Genomic DNA, 20670 nt, shown 5'->3' with positions numbered 1-20670 from the left:
TACTTATATTACTAAGTACTTAGTATTTTATCAATTATCAAAAAAATCAATAAGGTTATATACATTATAATTCACCTCTTGCATAAACTTAGATAGATAAGGATACATCTGATAGTAATTATCGTACACTCCCTTATTAGCCGGTTTTCCGGTATTATCATTACCGTCATCATCTTGATATTTAAACCAATGCCAGCCCACACAGTTCTTAGCTTCCAATAACCCCAATGTAAAGTGTTGATAAGCATAAGCCCTATCCTCTTGTCTCGGTACTGAAAAACCAGCTCCTGAAAGATTATTTAAATCAGAATCTTCTGTTCCTTTAGTATAGAACTCGGTCACAAGAAAAGGCTTTCCAGCCCATGTAGCCCAATCTTGTACATAAGTATCTAGTTCAGGGCTCCAACGACTATAATAGTTAATAGATACAATATCACAATATTTACCACAAGCCTCTACTACATTTTTCATATATTTAGGTGTACCATGTAGACGAGTTCCCAAATACATCATACCAGGATCAAATGCATCAATAGCCTCTCTCACCCCCTTATAATAAATTTCTGCTAAACGCCCAGCAAACTCCGTATTCAATGCTGCTGTAACTTTATCAGCCCCCTTTTCTTCCATGAAAGCATCAGCTGTTTTACGAGCAAGATCATCATTATCCGTAATTTTCAGAAACTGATCTAATATATTGCTACCTTGTGTAGAAAAATTAATCTCATTATCGGAGAAAAAGCCCAAGACATTGGCATCACCTTTATAAGGAGCTAATGCTTCTTCTACATACTCTTTACAGAATTTCATCCAAGCCTCTTCATTTAGCACCAAACCCAATATATTTTCCGATTTGCCTCCCGGATATGCATACCCATTCGTTGATTTAAATTTACTAAGAAAGCCAAAAGAAGGTGCAAGTGTCATCGGCGCATCAGGATGCGCCGAATTATGTGCTTGTATCTTTTCATATGTATCTGTACAGAAAGCTCCCGTACCATGAAAACCAATAGATGCCAGCTCCGTTTGTGAAGTAGCTAACCAATTTTCATCCGACCCAAAACGTTCCATCCATGCCGCACGATTACGTTCAGAACTACCATAACGTACCGAAGTTACGCTTCTTTCATAACGGGGATAGCCTTCCGGATCAACAATCCACCAACGTCCATCAGCCCCTTTAGTAACATGGAAACGACCCGTCGCTTCAAATTTAATCCCGGTAGTAAGACTACCATACTTATTGGTAATAGCTTTATAATCTTCTTCCGTTACTACTTGAGGCTCATAATCAGCCATATAGGCTACTATCCGAGTCTCTCCAGGTGTCCAACGACTTACAGGCTTAAATTCATTAGAGTAATTTACCGTTATTGGACGATAAGGCTTACCTATCAATGAAGGCTTGTATGCCTGCATCTTACCAGGCTCAGGCAATCCTTCAATTATCTCATTATATTTAGGATCTTCATTGAGAACCACATCAGGTGGCATAAAGTTTGGATCTTTTACTTCATAATCTGTGCATGAAACAAAGAATATTCCACTTGTTAGAAGTGCTACTATATAGAAAGATTTCATTTTCATAATCAATTCTTGTTAATGACATTATTTTACTTTGATACCTTACGAACTAAGCGCCAATAACGAGTAGGTTTTGACTGGTATTTACTACCCGTTTTGTCTGCCTCCCATTGCCCCAAACGAATAAAGAAAGCTTTTGAGGGGTCAGCACTTTCCGTACTTGTCCAATAAACATCAATAGTAGTAAGATTGGAGTTCATCACATCGCCACCACGATCCGTAAACAATTTATCCCAAGCTTCACGTGCTGATTTTTCTGTATCTGTAATAGCATCAGGTTTCAAACCTGGAGCTGATGCAGGTCCCCCATTATAAGCTATAAATACATCATTCATTTCCTCTATGGCAGGAACATACCAACCATCATGGCAATAATTCAGCACAGGAATTTTATCAGCAAAACCACATAGTGTCATCATCTCTGTATTAACAGCCCCATCATTACGATCTGTACATCCAACAGCAGTAGATTTAACAGATTCATCAGATACCCAACTTAACGGCTGTTCAATACGTTTCAACGCAAGTATCTTAGCCTCATTACCCTCGGCCCAAAAAACAATACCACCTTCAGCAAGCTGTACACCCTTATCCATATCTACATATTCACCAATAGTAAATGCTGATGCAACCGGCATTTTTTCCTGAGTAACAATTACTTCCACCGTAGCTTGATTATCTTCAGAACCTGTGGTAAAAGTAACAGTAACAGAACGTTCTTTATCACTTGTATTAGCAGAAAGCGCAGTAAAAGTCACGATATCTTCATTCTGCTCTGCTTTAATCCAAGTAATATCTTCACCTTCAACAATATAAGTATATGTATCTTTGTTTGTAGTTACAGTCACTTCCTTTGAGGCTCCTTCTTCACTTGCCAAATCAACCTTAGAAGGGGACACTTTCAAAGTAGCTGGTTCTTCAGGGAATTTATAGTTACCTACTAGCTTCATAGCACGGGCATAACGAGTTGAGCCTTCTTTAGAGCCACCTTGTGACAAATACTTCCCAAAACGTACATAAATAGCGTTCTTTCCATCGGCTACTGTAGAGACCTCTGTACTAGACCAGTAACTTTCACCTGCTCCTGTAGCTGCCGAATTAATCGGATCACCTCCTAAGTCAGCCAGCATCTTCTCAAATTTAGCACGAGCTGATTTTTCTGTATCTGTAATGGCTTCTGCATTATTAGCGACAAATGCCGGATCATCATGAGCAATACCATTATAGGCATCAAATAATTCAGCAAGCTCTTCAGATGCAGGCATATACCATCCTTCTCCGATACTGGTACAGAACACCACTGCATCATTAGGTGAAGGACTAGCAAAAAGAGCTGTGTTTTCTATACCATTTACAGTGGAAAAAGCACCGTTCATCTTATAAGGTAATTCACATGCGCCTACCCGACGTTGTAAAGAAATAGCCTTACCGACCTCAGGATTTTCAGGATCCACCCAAAATATCATACCCAAACCGTCTTCCGTCAAATCACCCACTTTCAATAATTTGATTTCTGACTCTTCCAACTCACGCTGTGTAACAGTTATCTCTTGCATCCATTCACCAGAATAAAGCTTAACAAGTGCAATGCGCGGTTCTCCAGTCTCATTAGCAGCCGTGATAGTATAAATAACACGACGCTTATTTACATCTACCGAAAGCCAATCAGCATCATATTCAGCTGTTATATCATCCGCTGTTGTATTTATAACTACAGTAGCTGAAGACCCTATGTTTTTATATAGTGTAACTTCTGTTTCACTATTATTGAATTCCGGCATAATTCTCACTTCATTATACTCCTTACAAGAGGCGAGAATTAGGCACAGAAGGAATGAAATCCATGTCAGTTTTTTCATATTATAATTTCTTTTCTTAGATTTATAAATAAAATAGGTCACACATTATTTCCACGGGTCACTTTGAGGGAAAACATCCGCTCCCATCAAATCCACCTGATTCTGCGGAATAGGCCATGTTTCATGTTTACCATCCACAAAATTCCGGCGGCACTCGGCATAATCTTTATCCAAATAAGGATCTTCCGATTTCAAATCGCCACCATGCAAACGAACACGCTCACCCAAAATACCTAAACGCTTCAGTAACGGCCAACGCACTCCTTCAAAATGAAGTTCACGAGCATATTCATCCAAAAGCATATCAAGTGTTAAAGGGCCGTCTTCATGATCATTACCTGCACGTTCCCACGTTTCATTGTAATATTCAATAGCCTTTGGACTACTACCTCCATCACGATGGAAATAGGCTTCAGCACACATCAGATAGGTTTCAGCCAAACGGTATACTATCAAATCGCGGAAACTTGTAGTACGGTCAGGCTGGTCGGCATTAGTCCATTGATCAAAATGTTTTTTTGACATAGGATGCAGTTTTTCCATATAGCCGGCAGATGTTCCATACAAATCTTTTGGAATCTCTTGACCGAATTTTGCAGATTTAGGATCATTATAATAGAACGTATGAATGAAAAGGTCTTTATAACGATTATCTTTAGCCTGGTCGTAAAGACTGAATAAATAAGTATTAGGATATACACGTCCCCAACCATATCCGCCATTTTTAGCTTCAAAAGTACAATCGGCATTAGACTGATAACGAGTAGTCGTAATAATTGCCGCACGATGTCCCATCAACGGTGTACCACTTCCGCCACCACCTAAGTTTGTTGAAAACTGGTATGCCCACAATACCTCTTTTGAACGAAAGTCCGGACCATTAAACACATCACCGGTTTTATCTTCCATAGAGTATGTACCATCCTCAAAGATATCTTCACACTCTTCGATGGCTCTATCATAATCTTTATCCCACATAGCCACCTGTGCACGCACATGCTTAGCAGTAGCTTTTGTTATACGACCATAATCTCCGCCCTCTGCTTTCCAGTCAAGCATCTCAATAGCAGCATCCAGGTCGCCACGAATCACAGTAAATATGTCCTCTTTACTGGCTGGAGTAAAATCACGTTCCAAATTGCTTACGGTAGTAGGCTCAGTATTTAAGTACAGACGTTCAAAGCGCTTCCATAATTCAAAATATGCTCGTCCACGAAAGAATTTGGCTTCTCCATAAGCACGACGTGTCAAAGGATCTGGATCTTCTATTCCCAGCGCTTCCGCTCCCGCTATCACCTCATTAGCTTTACCAATAATAAAATAATGCTGTTGCCAAAAAGCTTCTACATCACTATTATTCGGCATGAAATTTTCAAGTTTAGCAATGGCAGTACTGGTTCCGGCACGAAAAGCCATAAGATCAGTTGTATAATCACACATACTCACAACATACAAATTACCGCTTCCGCCATTATCTGCACCTTTGGCAATTTCTCTATCCAGCGCATATAAACCTATTGCTGCACGATTCAAGCCATCAGGAGAGTTAGTCAGGTAATCAACTGTTATATTTGTTTTTGACTCAGGATTCAGAAAATCTTCACAAGAAGACAACAGCATGGCAGATGATACTGCCAAAGCCGCTATATATAATATCTTTTTCATGTTTTACACGTATTGATTAGAATGAAACATTAATTCCAAATACATACTGTCTTGATTCAGGATAAGCTCCCGGTGTCAACTCAGGACTATAAGACTTAAAGTCTGTAAATGTCAATAAGTTAGTTGCTGTGGCATAAACTCTCAGACGTGACAGAGAAATATGTTTTATCCACTCTGTCGGGAAAGTATATCCTAACTGCAATGTACGTAAACGGATATAGGAAGCATCCTGAATAGCCAATGCACCATGATAGGGTACATTCGTATTATGGCTGGGACGCGGAAATTCATTCGATGGATTAAATGGAGTCCAATAGTTAACTTTGATACCATTTAATTTACCCTGCAAAGAACCGCCACTATTAGATTCATTCAAATAGGCATTCTGGATCTTACGACCGGACACACCATACCAATCCATGTAAAAGTCAAAACCTTTCCATTTTAGAGATGTATTCAAAGATAAGGTAAAATCAGGATCTTTAGATATCGGGGTACGGTCATCCGCATTAATTTTACCATCACCATTTATATCTTTAATCTTCACAGAACCGGGTTTTACATCGTCTTCTCGTGAAAGTGCTTTATCCGCAATACCATCCCCATCCGTATCAATAGTGGGTTTCAGAGTATACTCCAATTCATTATAAGGATTACGTTTAATATCAAAATCTTCATACTGATAAATGCCATCCGGTACATAATTATAATAAACATTGATAGGCTCACCAACAAACCATTTATTTCCGGGCTGACTCAATGGCTTGCCGTTTTCATCAACTTGATCATCAATCTTCACAATTTCATTAGCATAATGACTAAAATTGGCACCTAAACTCCAAGTCAAATCTTTTGTACGGATAACATCGCCACTAATATTTATATCTACCCCATGAGACTTGGTTTCCCCCAAATTATCAAGCATATTTTCATAGCCTAATACTGAATTGATCTCACGTTTTACAAGTAAATCCGTTGTTCTAGTCTGATAATATTCTATTGTTCCGGATAATCTATTTTTGAAAAAAGCAAAGTCAACTCCCACATTCGTAGTACGAGATTGCTCCCATTTCAAATTAGGATTGGACAATTCCTTTCCTGGAAGATAACCCATATACATATTATCGCCAAATTCATAACGATATTCATTAGCCAAACCAAGAGTTGTATAGTTTCCAATACCATTTTGATTACCTACAATACCATAGCTCAAACGCAATTTCAAATTATCAATCCAAGACACATTGCGAAGAAACTCCTCCTGATTTATGCGCCATGCTAAAGCTATAGAAGGGAATGTACCCCACTTATTGTTTTTACCAAAACGGCTTGAGCCATCGCGTCTGACCGCTATATTCATAATATACTTATCCATAAGCGTATACGAGGCACGTCCCATAAACGACACCAAATTATTCTCAGAGAATGTTCTGACCGGTTTTCCGCTAAACTCACCGTTTGCAATAAAATCCCACCCCATATCCACTGGTAGTGAAGCTGTAGAATATCCTAACTCTTTGGATTGAGTATGATCTACAGACTGTACAGCAGTCAAAACTAATTTATGATTTTTGTCTCTGAAAGGAACATCATACGTAAATATGTTTTCTATCAAATAACTTCTTTTCTCATTATTTGCTAATTTTGCAGTAGCGCCTCCACCGGGATAATCTGTTTTTTTTGCTTCCCCATCTTCTTGTTGTCTATTATAAAAAGATGTATTCAAACGATAATTAAATCCCTTAAACGGTTTCAGTTCCAAGAATAAATTAACACGATAGCTGTTGTTTTTTATTTCACGATTATAATTTTGCGCTCTATAAAGAGGGTTGACGTCATTGGCTGAATTAATATACTTAGTATAAGTTCCATCCTCCTCATACACCTTGGCTAATGGTGTACGGGTAATAAATTCTGTAAAATTCCCATCTTCACGCTCGCTCTTCGTTAAAGCATAAGAAGTATTTACACCAAAATTAATCCATTTATTAACCTTATAGTCTACATTCAAACGAAAAGCGGCCTTTTGATAGCCGGAACCAGTAGTTACCATACCGTCCTGATCAAAATAATTAAGTCCTGCAGAAACACGAAGTTTGTCGTTTCCACCACGTACAGTTATATCATGGTTTTGATATAAGGCATTCTTCAACATTAAGTCTTCCCAATCAACAAATTGCCCGCTTGCCCATACTTCTTTCATCACATCATCACTAAGCGCTTCTGAAATAGACATCTCACGAGCATCAATGATACCTTTATCATTTGCCATAGCCTCACGTCTCAACATCACATACTCTTCAGGAGAATAAAAATCAAAATTACGCCACAAGGATTGAATACCTACATATCCGTTATAATTTACTTCCATCTTACCTTGTGCCCCACGTTTAGTAGTCACCAAAATGACACCATCGCTAGCACGTGCACCATAGATAGCCTGTGAAGCAGCATCTTTCAGAATCTCAATAGACTCAATACTTTCAGCACTCAATGTGCTAAATTCTTCTCCATCTGATACAGAGCCATCAATTACATATAAAGGAGTATTCTGTGCACTAATAGACCGATTACCGCGAATAGTAATTTCCGGTGCAGAACCCGGTCTGCCCGAAGCACTCGTTACATTGACACCTGCTACACGTCCACGAAGCATATCACCAACATTACCTGCCGGAAAACTCTTCATTTCATCAGTCTTAACAGAAGCCACAGAAGTTGCTACATCACTCTTTCGCTGGTAGCCATAACCAACCACTACCACCTCATCCAATAATTCGGAGTCTTCAACTAAAGTTACATTAATAACTCGTTTATTACCGACTTTGAGTTCCTGTTCTACATAACCTATATAAGAGAATACAAGTGTAGCACTAGCGGGTACCTCAATAGAATATTTACCGTTTGTATCGGTAATCACACCGGTGGTTCCCCCTTTCACATGAACATTCACTCCGATCAATGAACCTTGTGCATCAGATACAACACCTGTCACTCGTACATTTTGTGCATGTATGCCCACCATGATCAATAGAAACATGACAGACACAATTAGTTTTAGACGACTGTTTTTCATTTATACATTAAGATTAAAATTATTTAAATATGATAGAACAAAAGTCACAAAAAAGATAAAGTTATCATAAAAGGATTGTACGAAAAGAAAGCACTATCATACGAACCCACACTTCATACTACCAAATAGCCAGTTTTGGCCCATTTTTAGATTCTTTCGTACCAAAAGAACAACTTTTGCCATTATCAGAATCATCACCCAATTGTCTGACCTCCCTTATTAATACAAAAGTTATTTCCTGTTCCCTACAATTACGGAGTAATTCTGTAACATCCAGTTGATAATAAGCAACTGTTTCGTCCACTACAATTTCACCTGCTACATGTGCAGTACCCCCAACGTCCGTTATACGAACCTGTTTTCCTTCCAAATTAGGAGCATTTTTCCAGTTTAAAGTATTCTCATCCCAATTATTATTATCCAAAGCGTAAACATGGAAACGATAAGGATGTCCGACAATAGAATTACCATATATCTGGAATATGGCAGCATTTATTTTTTGTCTATCCACTCCAGACAGATCAAACTTAACGTAGCTTACCTGGTTTCCATTTATCCGGGAAGCATTCATCTCCACATTCATCATTTTAGCTTTACCAAAGTTCTTTTTATCATTCCTACCGGCTTTTACCACCGCATCATCTACAGCTACTAATGTGTTTAGCGCATTCATGCGAACAGGAATAGTAAGAAGCATTACGCTTTGGGCAGGAAGTTCAAAAGAAAGTTGCCCATTCTCCGAGATTTCTTTCGACCAAACCACCTCACCATAAGCATTTGCACTTACTTCTTCAGCAATTACTCTGGTGCCGGTGGGTAGATCTAATGACTTCATATTCAGAGTCAGATTATTTGAAAAGTGTTTGCGTTGTACAAGCCATATATAGTATCTCATTTCTTCCGGATTAAAACAGGTAATGGCATCCACATCATTATCAGCAGCAGATTTCACCGTACTTAATAAAGGACGTTCATTCTTAAATCCTTTTGCAAAAAGACGGACTACTTCACCAGTGCGCTGAATACCGCTTATATCATAAGAAGAAGGAATATCTTTTACAGATTCCGAATCAAATAATTTAATTTCTCTCACCTTTATACTTCCCTTATCGGTTGACACAAACCGAACTTTAGAAGTCGTAACAGGAGTATCAAACAAGAAGAAAGACTGAGCGTAACGTGCATTCTTTTCCATTGTTTCCTTTATATCCGTCCAAGCGGTACCATCCCAATATTGTAAACTGAAGTTTTTCACGCGGTCAGGAGAAGTATAAACTCCATAGGAAGAACCTGTATAGACGACTGCCCCACCCAAAGAGTAACTTTTACCCAAATTAATTTCCAAACACTTTTCTTCATCCGTATCTGAAGAAACCCACATGGAGGCATCTGTTTTATCTCCATCTGTTATTGTTTTCACGGTTACTCTATGAGAGGAAGTCAAGTCTGATGCTTTCTTACCCAATGCCACATTATTATAAGCATCCTCTACAATCCGTTTTCCCTGCCAGATAAAATGATGCCCTGACTTGATTCCGCGCGGATATGTGCCACTGGTAGTATTTGCAAACTTAAAAGCCCACATGCCATAGCCTTGATTAAGCGTATTATTCGCATATTCACCTGCCCATTCCGTAAATAAAGAGGGAGAATCCATTGTTTCTTCCTTATCTATCAGATAAGCATTCATCCAGCGTCCGGTCTCTGTATAGACTATTGGCAGAGATTGTTTCATCGGATGGTTTTCCACGATAATTTTTCTTATATCAGAAACCTTAGATGCATAACCCGCAGCCGGCAGATTATAAGAATGAGTGGAAAATATATCCAATAAATCTCTGTCTGAGGGTAAGCCACGATAGTCTATACGCAAATTTTTCACTACTTCCGCCCACCAATTCGCATTCGAGCCTGCTGTAACAGGGCTTACAAAACGCGATTTCAAACATTTCCCATACAGTCTGTTCACATCCTGTACTGCACAATACACAGCATCCGAAACAATCTTCATGGCATCCACATACTGTGTTATCTTCATGGGACCCGCATGGCGATGGTTCGGTTCGTTATGCATAGCATACATGGTTACATCTCCGGTCTTGGCCGCATAAAAAGCAAGTGCATAGAAACGTTGCCACTGCTTCCATTTATTACTCCACGTACCATCGAAATCTGTAGAATTTATCTGAAGAACAGGTTCTATATTCAGACGTTTCAATTCTTTCAATGTATATTCAAAAACCATCGAATTAGTAGAAAACTGTTTTTTACGACAATTTTCCAAAACCGGTTCCCAACGAATAAAGCGGTTACGTTCCGGATTATTTCTCAATTCAGTCTTACATACTTCAAAATCATCCAAAGTAGCCACTCTTTCATCATTCAGTACGGCTGACTGAGGAACATAATCATTCAAGGATGTCCAAACTCGCAAACTATTTACATTGGAATATTCAAGCCAACCGGAAATATTACTTCCCGGGAAATAATATCCTTGGTTATAAGCCACATACTTCATTGATTTCCCAATAACCTCTTTGGTTATTGTTACCTGCATTTCTGTCTTCGAAGGCTCCTGAACGGTTGTCTGTACTTCATTTATTGTCACAGGTACAGGCATATTAACCTTTTCCTTACCATACACTTCAAATTCATTAATCCGAATCGGCTCACCATCTGTGGACACCAGGCGAATCTGAAAAGTCTGTAAGGTAGGTTTAAAAATAAATTCAAGTTTATCCAACCGGTTTTCCGTACGTTCCGTATCCGGTAAATCCGTCCAGTTGGCATCATCCCAATACTGAATCTTAAAATTCTTCATCGACCAAAATCCCGGAGCTTTACCTTTTTCCGATTCTGTCAACTCATTTTCCGGAATACCAGTATAGATAACAATCTTATTGATATCATAATATCGCTCCAAATTAATATCCAACATATGAGGAGGTCGCGCACTTTCGGCACTCATCCAAGTTGATTTACGTGAAATAACTCCGTCCGTCACATTAGATGCCGGAAATTTCTCCTGTTGTGACGATGCAGTCACCGGCTTACGTAACGCCACATTTACGTCATCGGCTTGCAATCCTAAAAATGGTACTGCAAGAACTCCGCATATTAAAAACAGCTGTTTCTTAAAACTCATAAATTATTTTTTAATGAACTATTTACTTTTGAGAATAACAAGCCTCATAAGCAGCCTCAGCATATCTCCTGCCTAAAATTATTTGGCTGTCTGCGCTAAAGTGAGGATCACTTTCATTAATCAAAGGAACCAGTTCTCTGGATGACACACAATAAGAATATGGAATATGCTGAGGAACTGTACGTAACATTTTATTAAATGCCTCCGAAGTTCCATTTGCCCGCCAATCGGCAATCTCACCTACTATAACAGGAAGGTTCTCATTTCCCACATCTTGCCGTAAATCAGCGACCAACTTCTTTAGTTTCTCCATATACAGTCCCGGTTCCCGGCTGTCCGATTCACCCTGGTGCCAAATAATAGCTTTCAACTTACCATATTTCATGGCTTGACGTATGCGCGATAAAGCTTCACCATAATAATCATCCCGTGCCCCTTTCAACCACGAGTTAATAGAACTGCCACCGCGTGCATTCACTACCAGCCCTAATTGATGTCCGGTTTTCTCTGTTATTGCCTTTGCAAAAGAATAGGCAGGACCTACACCCTGCAAATCCAACTGCTTGCGAATAGTAGAATATTTGTTCAAAGGATTCCTTGCTTGTTCCATTGTACCGGTAGGGGTCAGCAAATACACATCTTTAATACTACTTTTATAATTATCAGTAATATATCCACGACCTGCCATGTTAGACTGTCCTATGAAAAGGAATAAATCCAATTTAGGTACCACCGGTTCAGGGTTGACATATACACCTTCCGTTTCCAGTCGATAACTGTCGGTACGAAAAGGACATGCAGGAAATCCCTCTCTATTAAAGAAATTAGGATTCGCACTATTTACCCACAGGTAACGGACATCGATAGGAGCCTGCACCTGCTCACTGCTTACTCGTACCTGACTATTACTAACGATGACCGCTTCGGCAGGATAGAACTTACCATCCTTACCTGCAACCATAAATCCGGAGAGTGAAGCAGCTCCATCTTTAGCAATAATCCCGGTACCTGTATTTATAAAATCAAGAAGTAAACTGCCATTTCCCGCTTTTGATAATTTCTTAAATTCAGGCCCTTGGTAAATAGTCTTTTTACCATATACTTTCCCTAAGGCTAACTGCGCCAATCGCCAACCTACCGTATCTTTTACAATCGGATGAATATCTTTAGGGTTTCCCTGATCAAAGGCGACCGCCATTCCCGTATTTTTCACACGAAGTGAAGTTAGATATTGTGCCTCACGCAATTCATTCCAATAGCGGGTTTTTGTTTCAAATCGAGGCAGCTGTACAAATAAGAAAGGAATATCTCCCTGTCCCCATGAAGTCCTCCACTCTTTAATCATAGCGGGGAATAATTTGCGGTATTGCGCCCCTCTAGCAGTATTCGATTCTCCCTGATAAAAAATGAATCCTTTCAATGTGTATGGACAAGCTGCACTCAACATTGTTTCGGACAAACCTACCGGACGGCGGAAATTCCATTTTCCCATAGGTTCCGACGGTTTGTTAATGTATCGTTTCTTCTCTGCGCTCAACTTGTTGTATTCTGCCAAAGAACTGTGGTAATTATTATACAATTTCTCATATTCGCCAGGACGATAAGAGTTGGCAATACTATCATAGTATTCCAGCAGCGGACGAAAATCTTTATCAGACATCAATAATTTCCGGCTTGTCCATGCCTCAACCGTCGTCCCACCTACAGGAACTTGAATGATACCGATAGGAATATTCAGCTCTTTATGTATGTTCTTGGCAAAATAATAGGCTATAGCTGCAAAATCTGTCGCTGTTTCCGGCGAGCATGCCTTCCAAGATGTTCCGGGTACTTTTTGTTCCGGGTAAAATTTCCTCGGTACCTTATAATAACGTATCTGAGGATAATCAGCCAAAGAAATTTCTGCCTGCGCATCTTTTACCCTGCGTAGGGCAAATTCCATATTTGACTGACCACCCGCCAGCCATACGTCACCTACGAAAACATCCTTGAAACAAATCTTATGATTACCATTTACAATTTCCAGCTTATATGGTCCTCCGGCCTCTCCGGTCTTTAAATCGACCGTCCATTTGCCTTTTGCAACCACGGTCTTCCGGTTTTGTCCTTCAAAACGGACTTCAATCTGCGAACCGTCCGTTCCTTCACCCCAAACCTTTACATTAGCATTACGCTGCAACACCATATGGTCTGTAAAAATATCAGCAACGGCAAATCTGTCATTTGCCAAAAGAGCAATACTTATCAGTAATAAGTATAAAGAAGATAAAATGCGTTTCATAGTTTTATTCGGATTTTAAATACCTCTGCAAAAGTGTCCGTTTATCCTATGAAAGCATATAACAATCGTTCTTTTGTACAGCAAAGTTGTACAAAGGGCCTATAAACAGAATAAGTTGCACCATTCAAGCAGTACAACTTATTCGATTAAACATTATTTCCGAGTCTGTTTCATACTTAATATGGTTTTCAGCAGAATCGTGCGCCTATCTCCTTTCAAAGATACCTTCATCGCATTCTTTATATGAGAAATATCCGTTTCAATACTTAATTGCTGCTTAGGCAAAATTACATACTCCTTTCCCGCTTCATTGTTTACGGAAAGACTGATACGGATAGGTTCATCCACAGGATTCTCTAATACAGTAATCATTATATTCTTCTTTTCCGGTAAAGTTATGTAAAAATACCCCTCGCCTGTTACAGATGATTTTTCAATAAGCGGGCTTCCTCCTCGCGAAAACGTGAACGGAGCCATCGGTCTTCTCCCATAGGGTACATATTGTACACCCGGTTTTGAATTCCAGCCACCATATGCCCCGGCATATTGATAACCATACTCATCAATCTTCAACTTATATTTGGCATCCTTCTCCTGCCCTTTCGGAATAATAGGAACCGTATTTACCATCAAGCCATTACAAAGAGCATTCACAATACCTCGCTCAGACGCATAATCTCCCCAAACAATAGAGTCACTCACTGCCACATATGGTTCATGCTTTTTATCAGTAGCCATATAATGTAATACATTTGAAAGAAGTTTATCTGCCACCGGATCCGTTCCACAATGATTTATCAAATCGAAACCCGACAATAACACAGACCCTTTACCCATAAACATCTCCGACAAAGCAGTTGCCGATAACGCACGACTATAATTAGCAAGAATTGCCACGTTTTTCAAATCAGCTGCATGCAAGTCATATCCTCTATCCACCGGATAAATAGCAGGAAATCCCTTTTGCGACTCATCATAAGAAGTATAATCAGACCAAAGTTTAAAACGTTTCGGTGTCAGCCCTTTAAAGACCGGATGATAAGGACGCTCAAGATTAATATTCATACCGTCTTTATATGCCAAAGAAGGAGACAGGTAGACCGGATTATTATTACTGTCTTCCAAGAATTTAACCGAAATCGGTAGCCATGATTGATTGAATCTAGCCGGATCCTGCTCCAGACAAACAACGCGTCCTCCTTTCTTTATATACTCCCTTAATTGTTCAACCTGACTGTTTATGTTATTGTCCCAAGAGTCCTTTCCCAAAACTAAAATGGAATTGCGAGGTAAATCCATAACCGTACGTATCGGCTTCACCATATAACCAAGCTTTTGCAAGCAACTGCAGGTTTGTTCCCCCGCCGAAGAGTCATATACATAAATCGTTTTTCCAATTGCATCCTTATTATTCCAATCCTGTCCTGCAATGAAAATCTCGCTCTCATTATGGGATATCTTCCTGCCATCCACCCAAATTTCACCTTTCAATACATAATCTCCCGAAGTTAAATCCCGGGGAATATCAATTGAAAGAGGACTCTTATATGTCCCATAGTAAGGAACAGACGGCAGTTCGATATCTCCTGACAAAAACTTCTCATTTCCTTTCTCAATCCACCATTGCAAACGAGCGCCATTCAAATCATTGCAATAGTCATCATCATTAACCACATGAGCAACGACCGACAACTTATTTCCTGCATAAATCTGCGACTGCCAGTTTTCCCAACTCAGCAATATCGGTTGATAACTTGTCTGATACTGCCACGCCACAGGTTTCGGTTTCATTTCTGCAAACGACTTTACTCCATCCCAATTATGGAATATTATGGTAAAAGGCATAGTACCTGCAAGATTACCATTCTGGCATCTCAACCGACGAAACAGTTCCGTAGCATTTTTTAGGACAAAGGCTTGATATGACATAGCAGCCTCAGCTTGTTCTTCATTTGGCAGATGGCCGGTCCAACACTTTTGCGAACCGGGCTGCTTAGTCCGGGAACAAAGGTTAAAACGCCCGTCTATCCCCGTATAGTTACCCACACACTCAGTAAATGTAATAGGCTGAACTCTACCCGGATTCTGCCACATACTTTTATCACGCATGTTTAGATAAGTCAGAAAAGTGTTGTAATACCACCCCCAATACCGGTGTACATCATAAATATCACCTGATTTTCCAAGTCCATAGCCAGTATTACCTATATACAACCTGGTATCATCCCATTTCTTGAGTTCACCACACATTTTTGTCAGAAACTCCCGATACCGAGCTCCAACTTCACCTTCAGGCGGCATTTCATTAGCCAATATATAAATGACAACAGAAGGGTGAGGGCTAAACGGGCCTAAATCTATTTCCTTATATGTCTTAAGCGATAAATCAAAGTCTGCCGGTGGTGCAGTCTTGGTTCCATGCTTAGGACGTCCATAGCGACCGGCAAAAATCATCATGCCTTCTTCATCGCATACATCCATCCAGTTTTGGTCATCAGGAATACGAATGATATTTATATTCAGACTTTTCATAAAACGGACATAATCACGAGCGAACTCCTTACTTCTTTCCAAGGGCTCAGGTATCCCTCTTTCCGGCGGATTAATGGCATTACCTCGCAAATAGATAGGTTTCCCGTTCAGATAGAACACCCCATCCCGCATCTCAAATCTCCTGAAACCGATCCGTTTGCGTAAAACCTCAGTATTCGTCTTTATCTCAAGGTTATAAAGAACAGGAGTAACCGGACTCCACAATTCCGGATTCAAACCATCTATTTTCCATACTATTGTCGTATCGACTTTATTCTTAAAAGAAAACTCTTTTGAACGATTACACAATACCTCACCATTACGGGTATTAGAAATGACTGCATCAAGAGACAGGTGTTCGTTTGCCTCAGCGGACAAACTTATTTCAACTCTGACATCCTTATCAGTAGTAATCGGAGTAAGTTTATGAACATTTGCCGCCGACACGGCCAATGGACACAAAAAATACAGCGTGCATAGTAATTTTGTCTTCATAGTGTATATATAATAAGTAAGTTTATTCTTCACCTTTTTGATATTGGGCAGGAGTCACTCCAAACAATTCTCTAAAGCGCTTGATGAAATAGCTTGGGGAATTAAAGCCTACTTCATACGCTATTTCTGAAACAGTCTTCGTATCCATTTGCTTGAGGAGCATTTGCGCCTTCTTCAACCTGATATTCAGAATAAAGTCGTTCGGTGTCTGTCCCGTAATACCTTTAACTTTCAGGAAGAGTTTGGTGCGTCCCGTATTCATAGCCTGGGCAAACATATTCACATCAAAATCCGGATTATCCAGATTCTGTTCAACACAGGCTACACATTGTTCCATGAACTGATAGTCCGCGCTATTGGTTGCCAGTATATCTACATTATTATCCATTTGTTTCGCATATTTCTGCTGTAACAATTTTCTACTGTTCACCAGGTTGTTACAACGCATAAACAAATGTTTCACATTAAAAGGTTTGGTTACATAGTCATCCGCTCCCATTTTTAACCCTTGCATGGTATATTCTTCAGCTGTTTGTGCCGTAAGTAATATCACAGGAATATGAGAAGTCTCGAAATTACTCTTTATCTTCCTGCACATCTCTATACCGGACATTTTGGGCATCATAATATCACTCAGTACAATATCAGGTTGTACTTCTTTTGTCTTTTCAAATCCTTCTTCACCATCCTGAGCTTCATAAACAGTATATATTTTAGAGAACAAACGCGCCAATAAACCTCTAAGTTCTTCGTTATCTTCTACAATAAGAATCTTGCTTCTTGTCTCGTCCGACTGATTATCCATATTTTCATCATCCACCACATCCGCCGGTACCTGCGAACCATATACTGTCAGCTCAGAGATACATGATGAATCAATATCAGGAGTAGCAATTTTCTGTGCATCGGTAATATGGCTGTCTCCTAAAGGTAGTTCAACAACGAAAGTCGTTCCTTTCCCTTCCATACTCCGGACACTGATTTTCCCTTTATGGGCTTCGATTATACTCTTTGCAAGCGCCAGACCTATGCCTGTACCTTTCTGGTTATTCATACTGTCCACTTGATAGAAACGGTCGAATATCTTATCCAGGCTCTCTTCAGCAATACCCACTCCCGTATCCGACACAGTAACCACAACACTGTTCTCATATTCCTGTACCGACAGTGAAATCGTACCGCCCAAAGGAGTATATTTAAAAGCATTGGACAACAAATTATAAATCACCTTTTCCAATTGTACCACATCGAACCAGACTTCAAGATTCTTATCCTTGTTAAGAAACTCAAGATTAATCTGCTTACCCCGCGCATACTCTTTAAAAGACAGATAAATTTCATCCAGAAAAGCGTAAATATCCTGCTTACTGTATTTAAACTTTTCAAAGCCTTGTTCCTGTTTTCTAAAATCCAATAGTTCGGTTATCAAACGTTTCATACGCAATGTATTCCTATGGATATTCACCAGCTTACTATACACCAAAGGTTGAATATCGCTTCGTTCCATCAGCATTTCCAATTGGCTCACAATCAACGTAAGCGGAGTACGGAACTCATGTGATATATTGGTAAAAAAGCGAAGTTTGGATTGGTTCAGTTCCTCAATCTGTTTCTTTTCTTTCTTCTCATACTCCAGCGAAGCCCTCAGTTTCAATTTTGATGAATAGAAACTCACCACCAAATAGACCGATATGATAATAATAGCAACATAAATACAATATGCCCAAGTAGATTTATAAAAAGGTGGTTTTACTATAATATCTATTTCTTTACAAATACTCTCCTTACCGGAATATTCTTCCGAACTTTTAATCTTCAATTTATATTCACCCGGATTAAGGTTTGTATAAGTAATGGCTTTACGGTAACCTGCACTCATCCAATCTTTATCAAACCCTTCCAACTTGTAATAGATTCTATTTTTCAATACTGATACATAATTGGATAATGAGAAGTTAACGGTTATTATGGAGTGATTATGATTTAAAGTGATCTGTGGCTGATACAGAATCGATTCCGTAAGAATTCCGGAACCGTCATTGGGCAAAATCTGCTGATTATTTACTTCCAATGAAGTAAAATTCAACTGATAAGGCTTCACATAGGAATTCAACTCTTTCTCGAAGAAAGAAATCATCATTTTAGGACCGGAAAGATATATCTCATTATCACTGGCCACAAACAAGCCATATGGATTCAATGCCGTCATAGGAAAACCATTCTGCTTATTATAGTTGTAAAAACGCTGGTTCTCCATATCAAAACGTGAGAATCCTTGATTACTGGCTATCAGGAGATAGCCGGAAAGCGACTCTTTTATATCGAGTATATAATCATTGATTAAATCCGAATTATGCGAGTTAAACGATTTGAATGTATTGGAGTCTTGTTCGTACAGGAATATGCCATCCCCTGAAGAGCCTGCCCAGATATTACCTTTCTTATCTTCAAAAAGTACATTAATCAAGTTCGGCCCAATGGCCTGTTTCGAAGTATTGGGAACAAAATACTCATTACGTTTCTGAGTCTCCAGATTATACTTTATCAATCCCAATGAGTAAGAAAACCACAGATTATTCTTCTTATCAACAAGCATATCTATAATTTGTCTGTTATTAAGCCGACTGTCATTCAATAGCTTCACACACTCTCCTGTTTCAGGATTGAAAAGACCAATCCCATTATGAGTAGCCAATAACAGGTTCCCTTTATAAGGAATAATTTTACGAACTATATCATTAATCAATGAATTCTTTTTCTCAGCATTATACCGGTAATTGGTAAACCGATATGTTTTCAGGTCCAAACGGTCTAATCCGCCCCGTAATGTTCCTATCCACAAAGCTTGGTTATCCTCATCTAGAAACAAACTCTGAATCGTATTAGACGCAAGAGAGTTCTTACTTACATCATGCTTATATTCAGTAAAGGTTCTTGTTTTTCTGTCGAGATAATTCACTCCGCCACCTTCGGTCGCAATCCATATTCCTCCCTTAGAATCCTCTATCATCCTTCCGGCAAAAGGAGAGGTCAGTTTTCCCTTTTGCGCTTCATCAGGATAATAATATGTATATATCTCATAGTCGGGATTAAACAGATTTACCCCGCCATAATACGTACCGATCCAGAAAGTACCCTGCCTGTCTTTCATCATACAGATAATAGAAGAATTACTCAAACTATACGGCTTATTATCTTTACTGTAATGAGTGAAAGTACCGGTTGCAGCATTCAGCTTATCCAAACCTTTAAAAGTTCCAATCCAATAATTACCCAAATTATCTTCCACAATACAGCGGACATAACTGCTGGATAGCATATTCTGGTGAGGAGCAGTCCCATAATTGGTTATTCCACCATTCCTGTCTAATCGAAAAAGACCGTCATCTTTAGTTCCTACCCAAATACTTTTTTTAGAATCTTCATAGATGCATGTTATATCTTTCTTAGGAAGATAGTTCAGCCATTTCTTATTACCGTCTATCATGTACAAACCATTGTTCATGGTTCCCACATATAAATTACCATCACTGTCCTCAATTACACAAGACATACGCGCACCTTCCAGATTATAATAATAATCAAGTTTATCTTCTACGCGATTATAAGTAAACAAGGAATCTCTCGTACAAACCCACAATTGCGTATTACCGTAACTGATAGCCTGAATATCATTATCACGAATTGTATGAAAAGTATTTTTCTTTATATCATACTCAACAACCGCATATTTGCAGCGGATATAAATGTGCCCTTGCTTGTCACCGCAGATTGTACCTATATTATTATTGTACAAACTATTCTTATCATCCTTTACCGGACGGAAAACATAAAAATCGGTACCGTTATAGCGGTTCAATCCATCCTTAGTCCCTATCCAGATAATTCCGAATTCATCTTGATAGATAGATGTTACTGTCGGTTGCGAGATACCGTCCTCTACTCCGATTGCCTGAAAATGTATATTCTGTGCAAACGAAAAAGAAGAGAAGAAACAGAAGAGAAAAGTAAGATATTTTTTATACATATAACA

8 protein-coding genes are annotated in these 20670 nt (G+C 39.2%); all 8 read right to left on the bottom strand.

Annotated elements, in window-relative coordinates:
• Positions 1–30: 30 nt before the first annotated feature.
• Positions 31–1587: a hypothetical protein gene (locus BHV73_RS10240; RefSeq protein ID WP_087412182.1), complete on the bottom strand. Its 1557-nt coding sequence runs from the start codon at positions 1585–1587 to the stop codon at positions 31–33.
• Between the two features lie 26 nt (positions 1588–1613).
• Positions 1614–3443 (bottom strand): BACON domain-containing protein, encoded by a 1830-nt coding sequence (locus tag BHV73_RS10235; RefSeq protein ID WP_009122032.1) that lies wholly within the window; start codon positions 3441–3443, stop codon positions 1614–1616.
• Between the two features lie 45 nt (positions 3444–3488).
• Entirely contained in the window at positions 3489–5108 is a 1620-nt protein-coding gene (locus tag BHV73_RS10230; RefSeq protein WP_009122031.1) for a RagB/SusD family nutrient uptake outer membrane protein, read from the bottom strand.
• A gap of 16 nt (positions 5109–5124) precedes the next feature.
• Positions 5125–8184, bottom strand: coding sequence for a SusC/RagA family TonB-linked outer membrane protein (locus BHV73_RS10225; RefSeq protein ID WP_009122030.1), 3060 nt, complete (start codon positions 8182–8184; stop codon positions 5125–5127).
• Positions 8185–8302: 118 nt separating this feature from the next.
• Positions 8303–11329, bottom strand: a complete 3027-nt coding sequence (locus BHV73_RS10220; protein WP_087412183.1) for a DNRLRE domain-containing protein — start codon at positions 11327–11329, stop codon at positions 8303–8305.
• A 22-nt stretch (positions 11330–11351) separates the two neighbouring features.
• Positions 11352–13610 (bottom strand): sialate O-acetylesterase, encoded by a 2259-nt coding sequence (locus BHV73_RS10215; protein WP_009122028.1) that lies wholly within the window; start codon positions 13608–13610, stop codon positions 11352–11354.
• 153 nt (positions 13611–13763) lie between these two features.
• Positions 13764–16637, bottom strand: coding sequence for a glycoside hydrolase family 2 TIM barrel-domain containing protein (locus BHV73_RS10210; protein WP_118466887.1), 2874 nt, complete (start codon positions 16635–16637; stop codon positions 13764–13766).
• A gap of 22 nt (positions 16638–16659) precedes the next feature.
• Positions 16660–20664: a hybrid sensor histidine kinase/response regulator transcription factor gene (locus BHV73_RS10205; protein WP_009122026.1), complete on the bottom strand. Its 4005-nt coding sequence runs from the start codon at positions 20662–20664 to the stop codon at positions 16660–16662.
• Between the last annotated feature and the right edge of the window lie 6 nt (positions 20665–20670).

Source organism: Bacteroides sp. 44_46 (genome assembly GCF_001915465.1).
Taxonomy (GTDB): Bacteria; Bacteroidota; Bacteroidia; order Bacteroidales; family Bacteroidaceae; genus Bacteroides; species Bacteroides clarus.
Note: the sequence above shows the minus strand (reverse complement) of the source record. Positions and strands in the feature narration are given on the sequence as shown.

Coding starts and splice junctions, on each gene's coding strand:
- BHV73_RS10240 (WP_087412182.1), bottom strand. CDS start 1,587: ATGAAAATGAAATCTTTCTATATAGTAGCACTTCTAACAAGTGGAATA.
- BHV73_RS10235 (WP_009122032.1), bottom strand. CDS start 3,443: ATGAAAAAACTGACATGGATTTCATTCCTTCTGTGCCTAATTCTCGCC.
- BHV73_RS10230 (WP_009122031.1), bottom strand. CDS start 5,108: ATGAAAAAGATATTATATATAGCGGCTTTGGCAGTATCATCTGCCATG.
- BHV73_RS10225 (WP_009122030.1), bottom strand. CDS start 8,184: ATGAAAAACAGTCGTCTAAAACTAATTGTGTCTGTCATGTTTCTATTG.
- BHV73_RS10220 (WP_087412183.1), bottom strand. CDS start 11,329: ATGAGTTTTAAGAAACAGCTGTTTTTAATATGCGGAGTTCTTGCAGTA.
- BHV73_RS10215 (WP_009122028.1), bottom strand. CDS start 13,610: ATGAAACGCATTTTATCTTCTTTATACTTATTACTGATAAGTATTGCT.
- BHV73_RS10210 (WP_118466887.1), bottom strand. CDS start 16,637: ATGAAGACAAAATTACTATGCACGCTGTATTTTTTGTGTCCATTGGCC.
- BHV73_RS10205 (WP_009122026.1), bottom strand. CDS start 20,664: ATGTATAAAAAATATCTTACTTTTCTCTTCTGTTTCTTCTCTTCTTTT.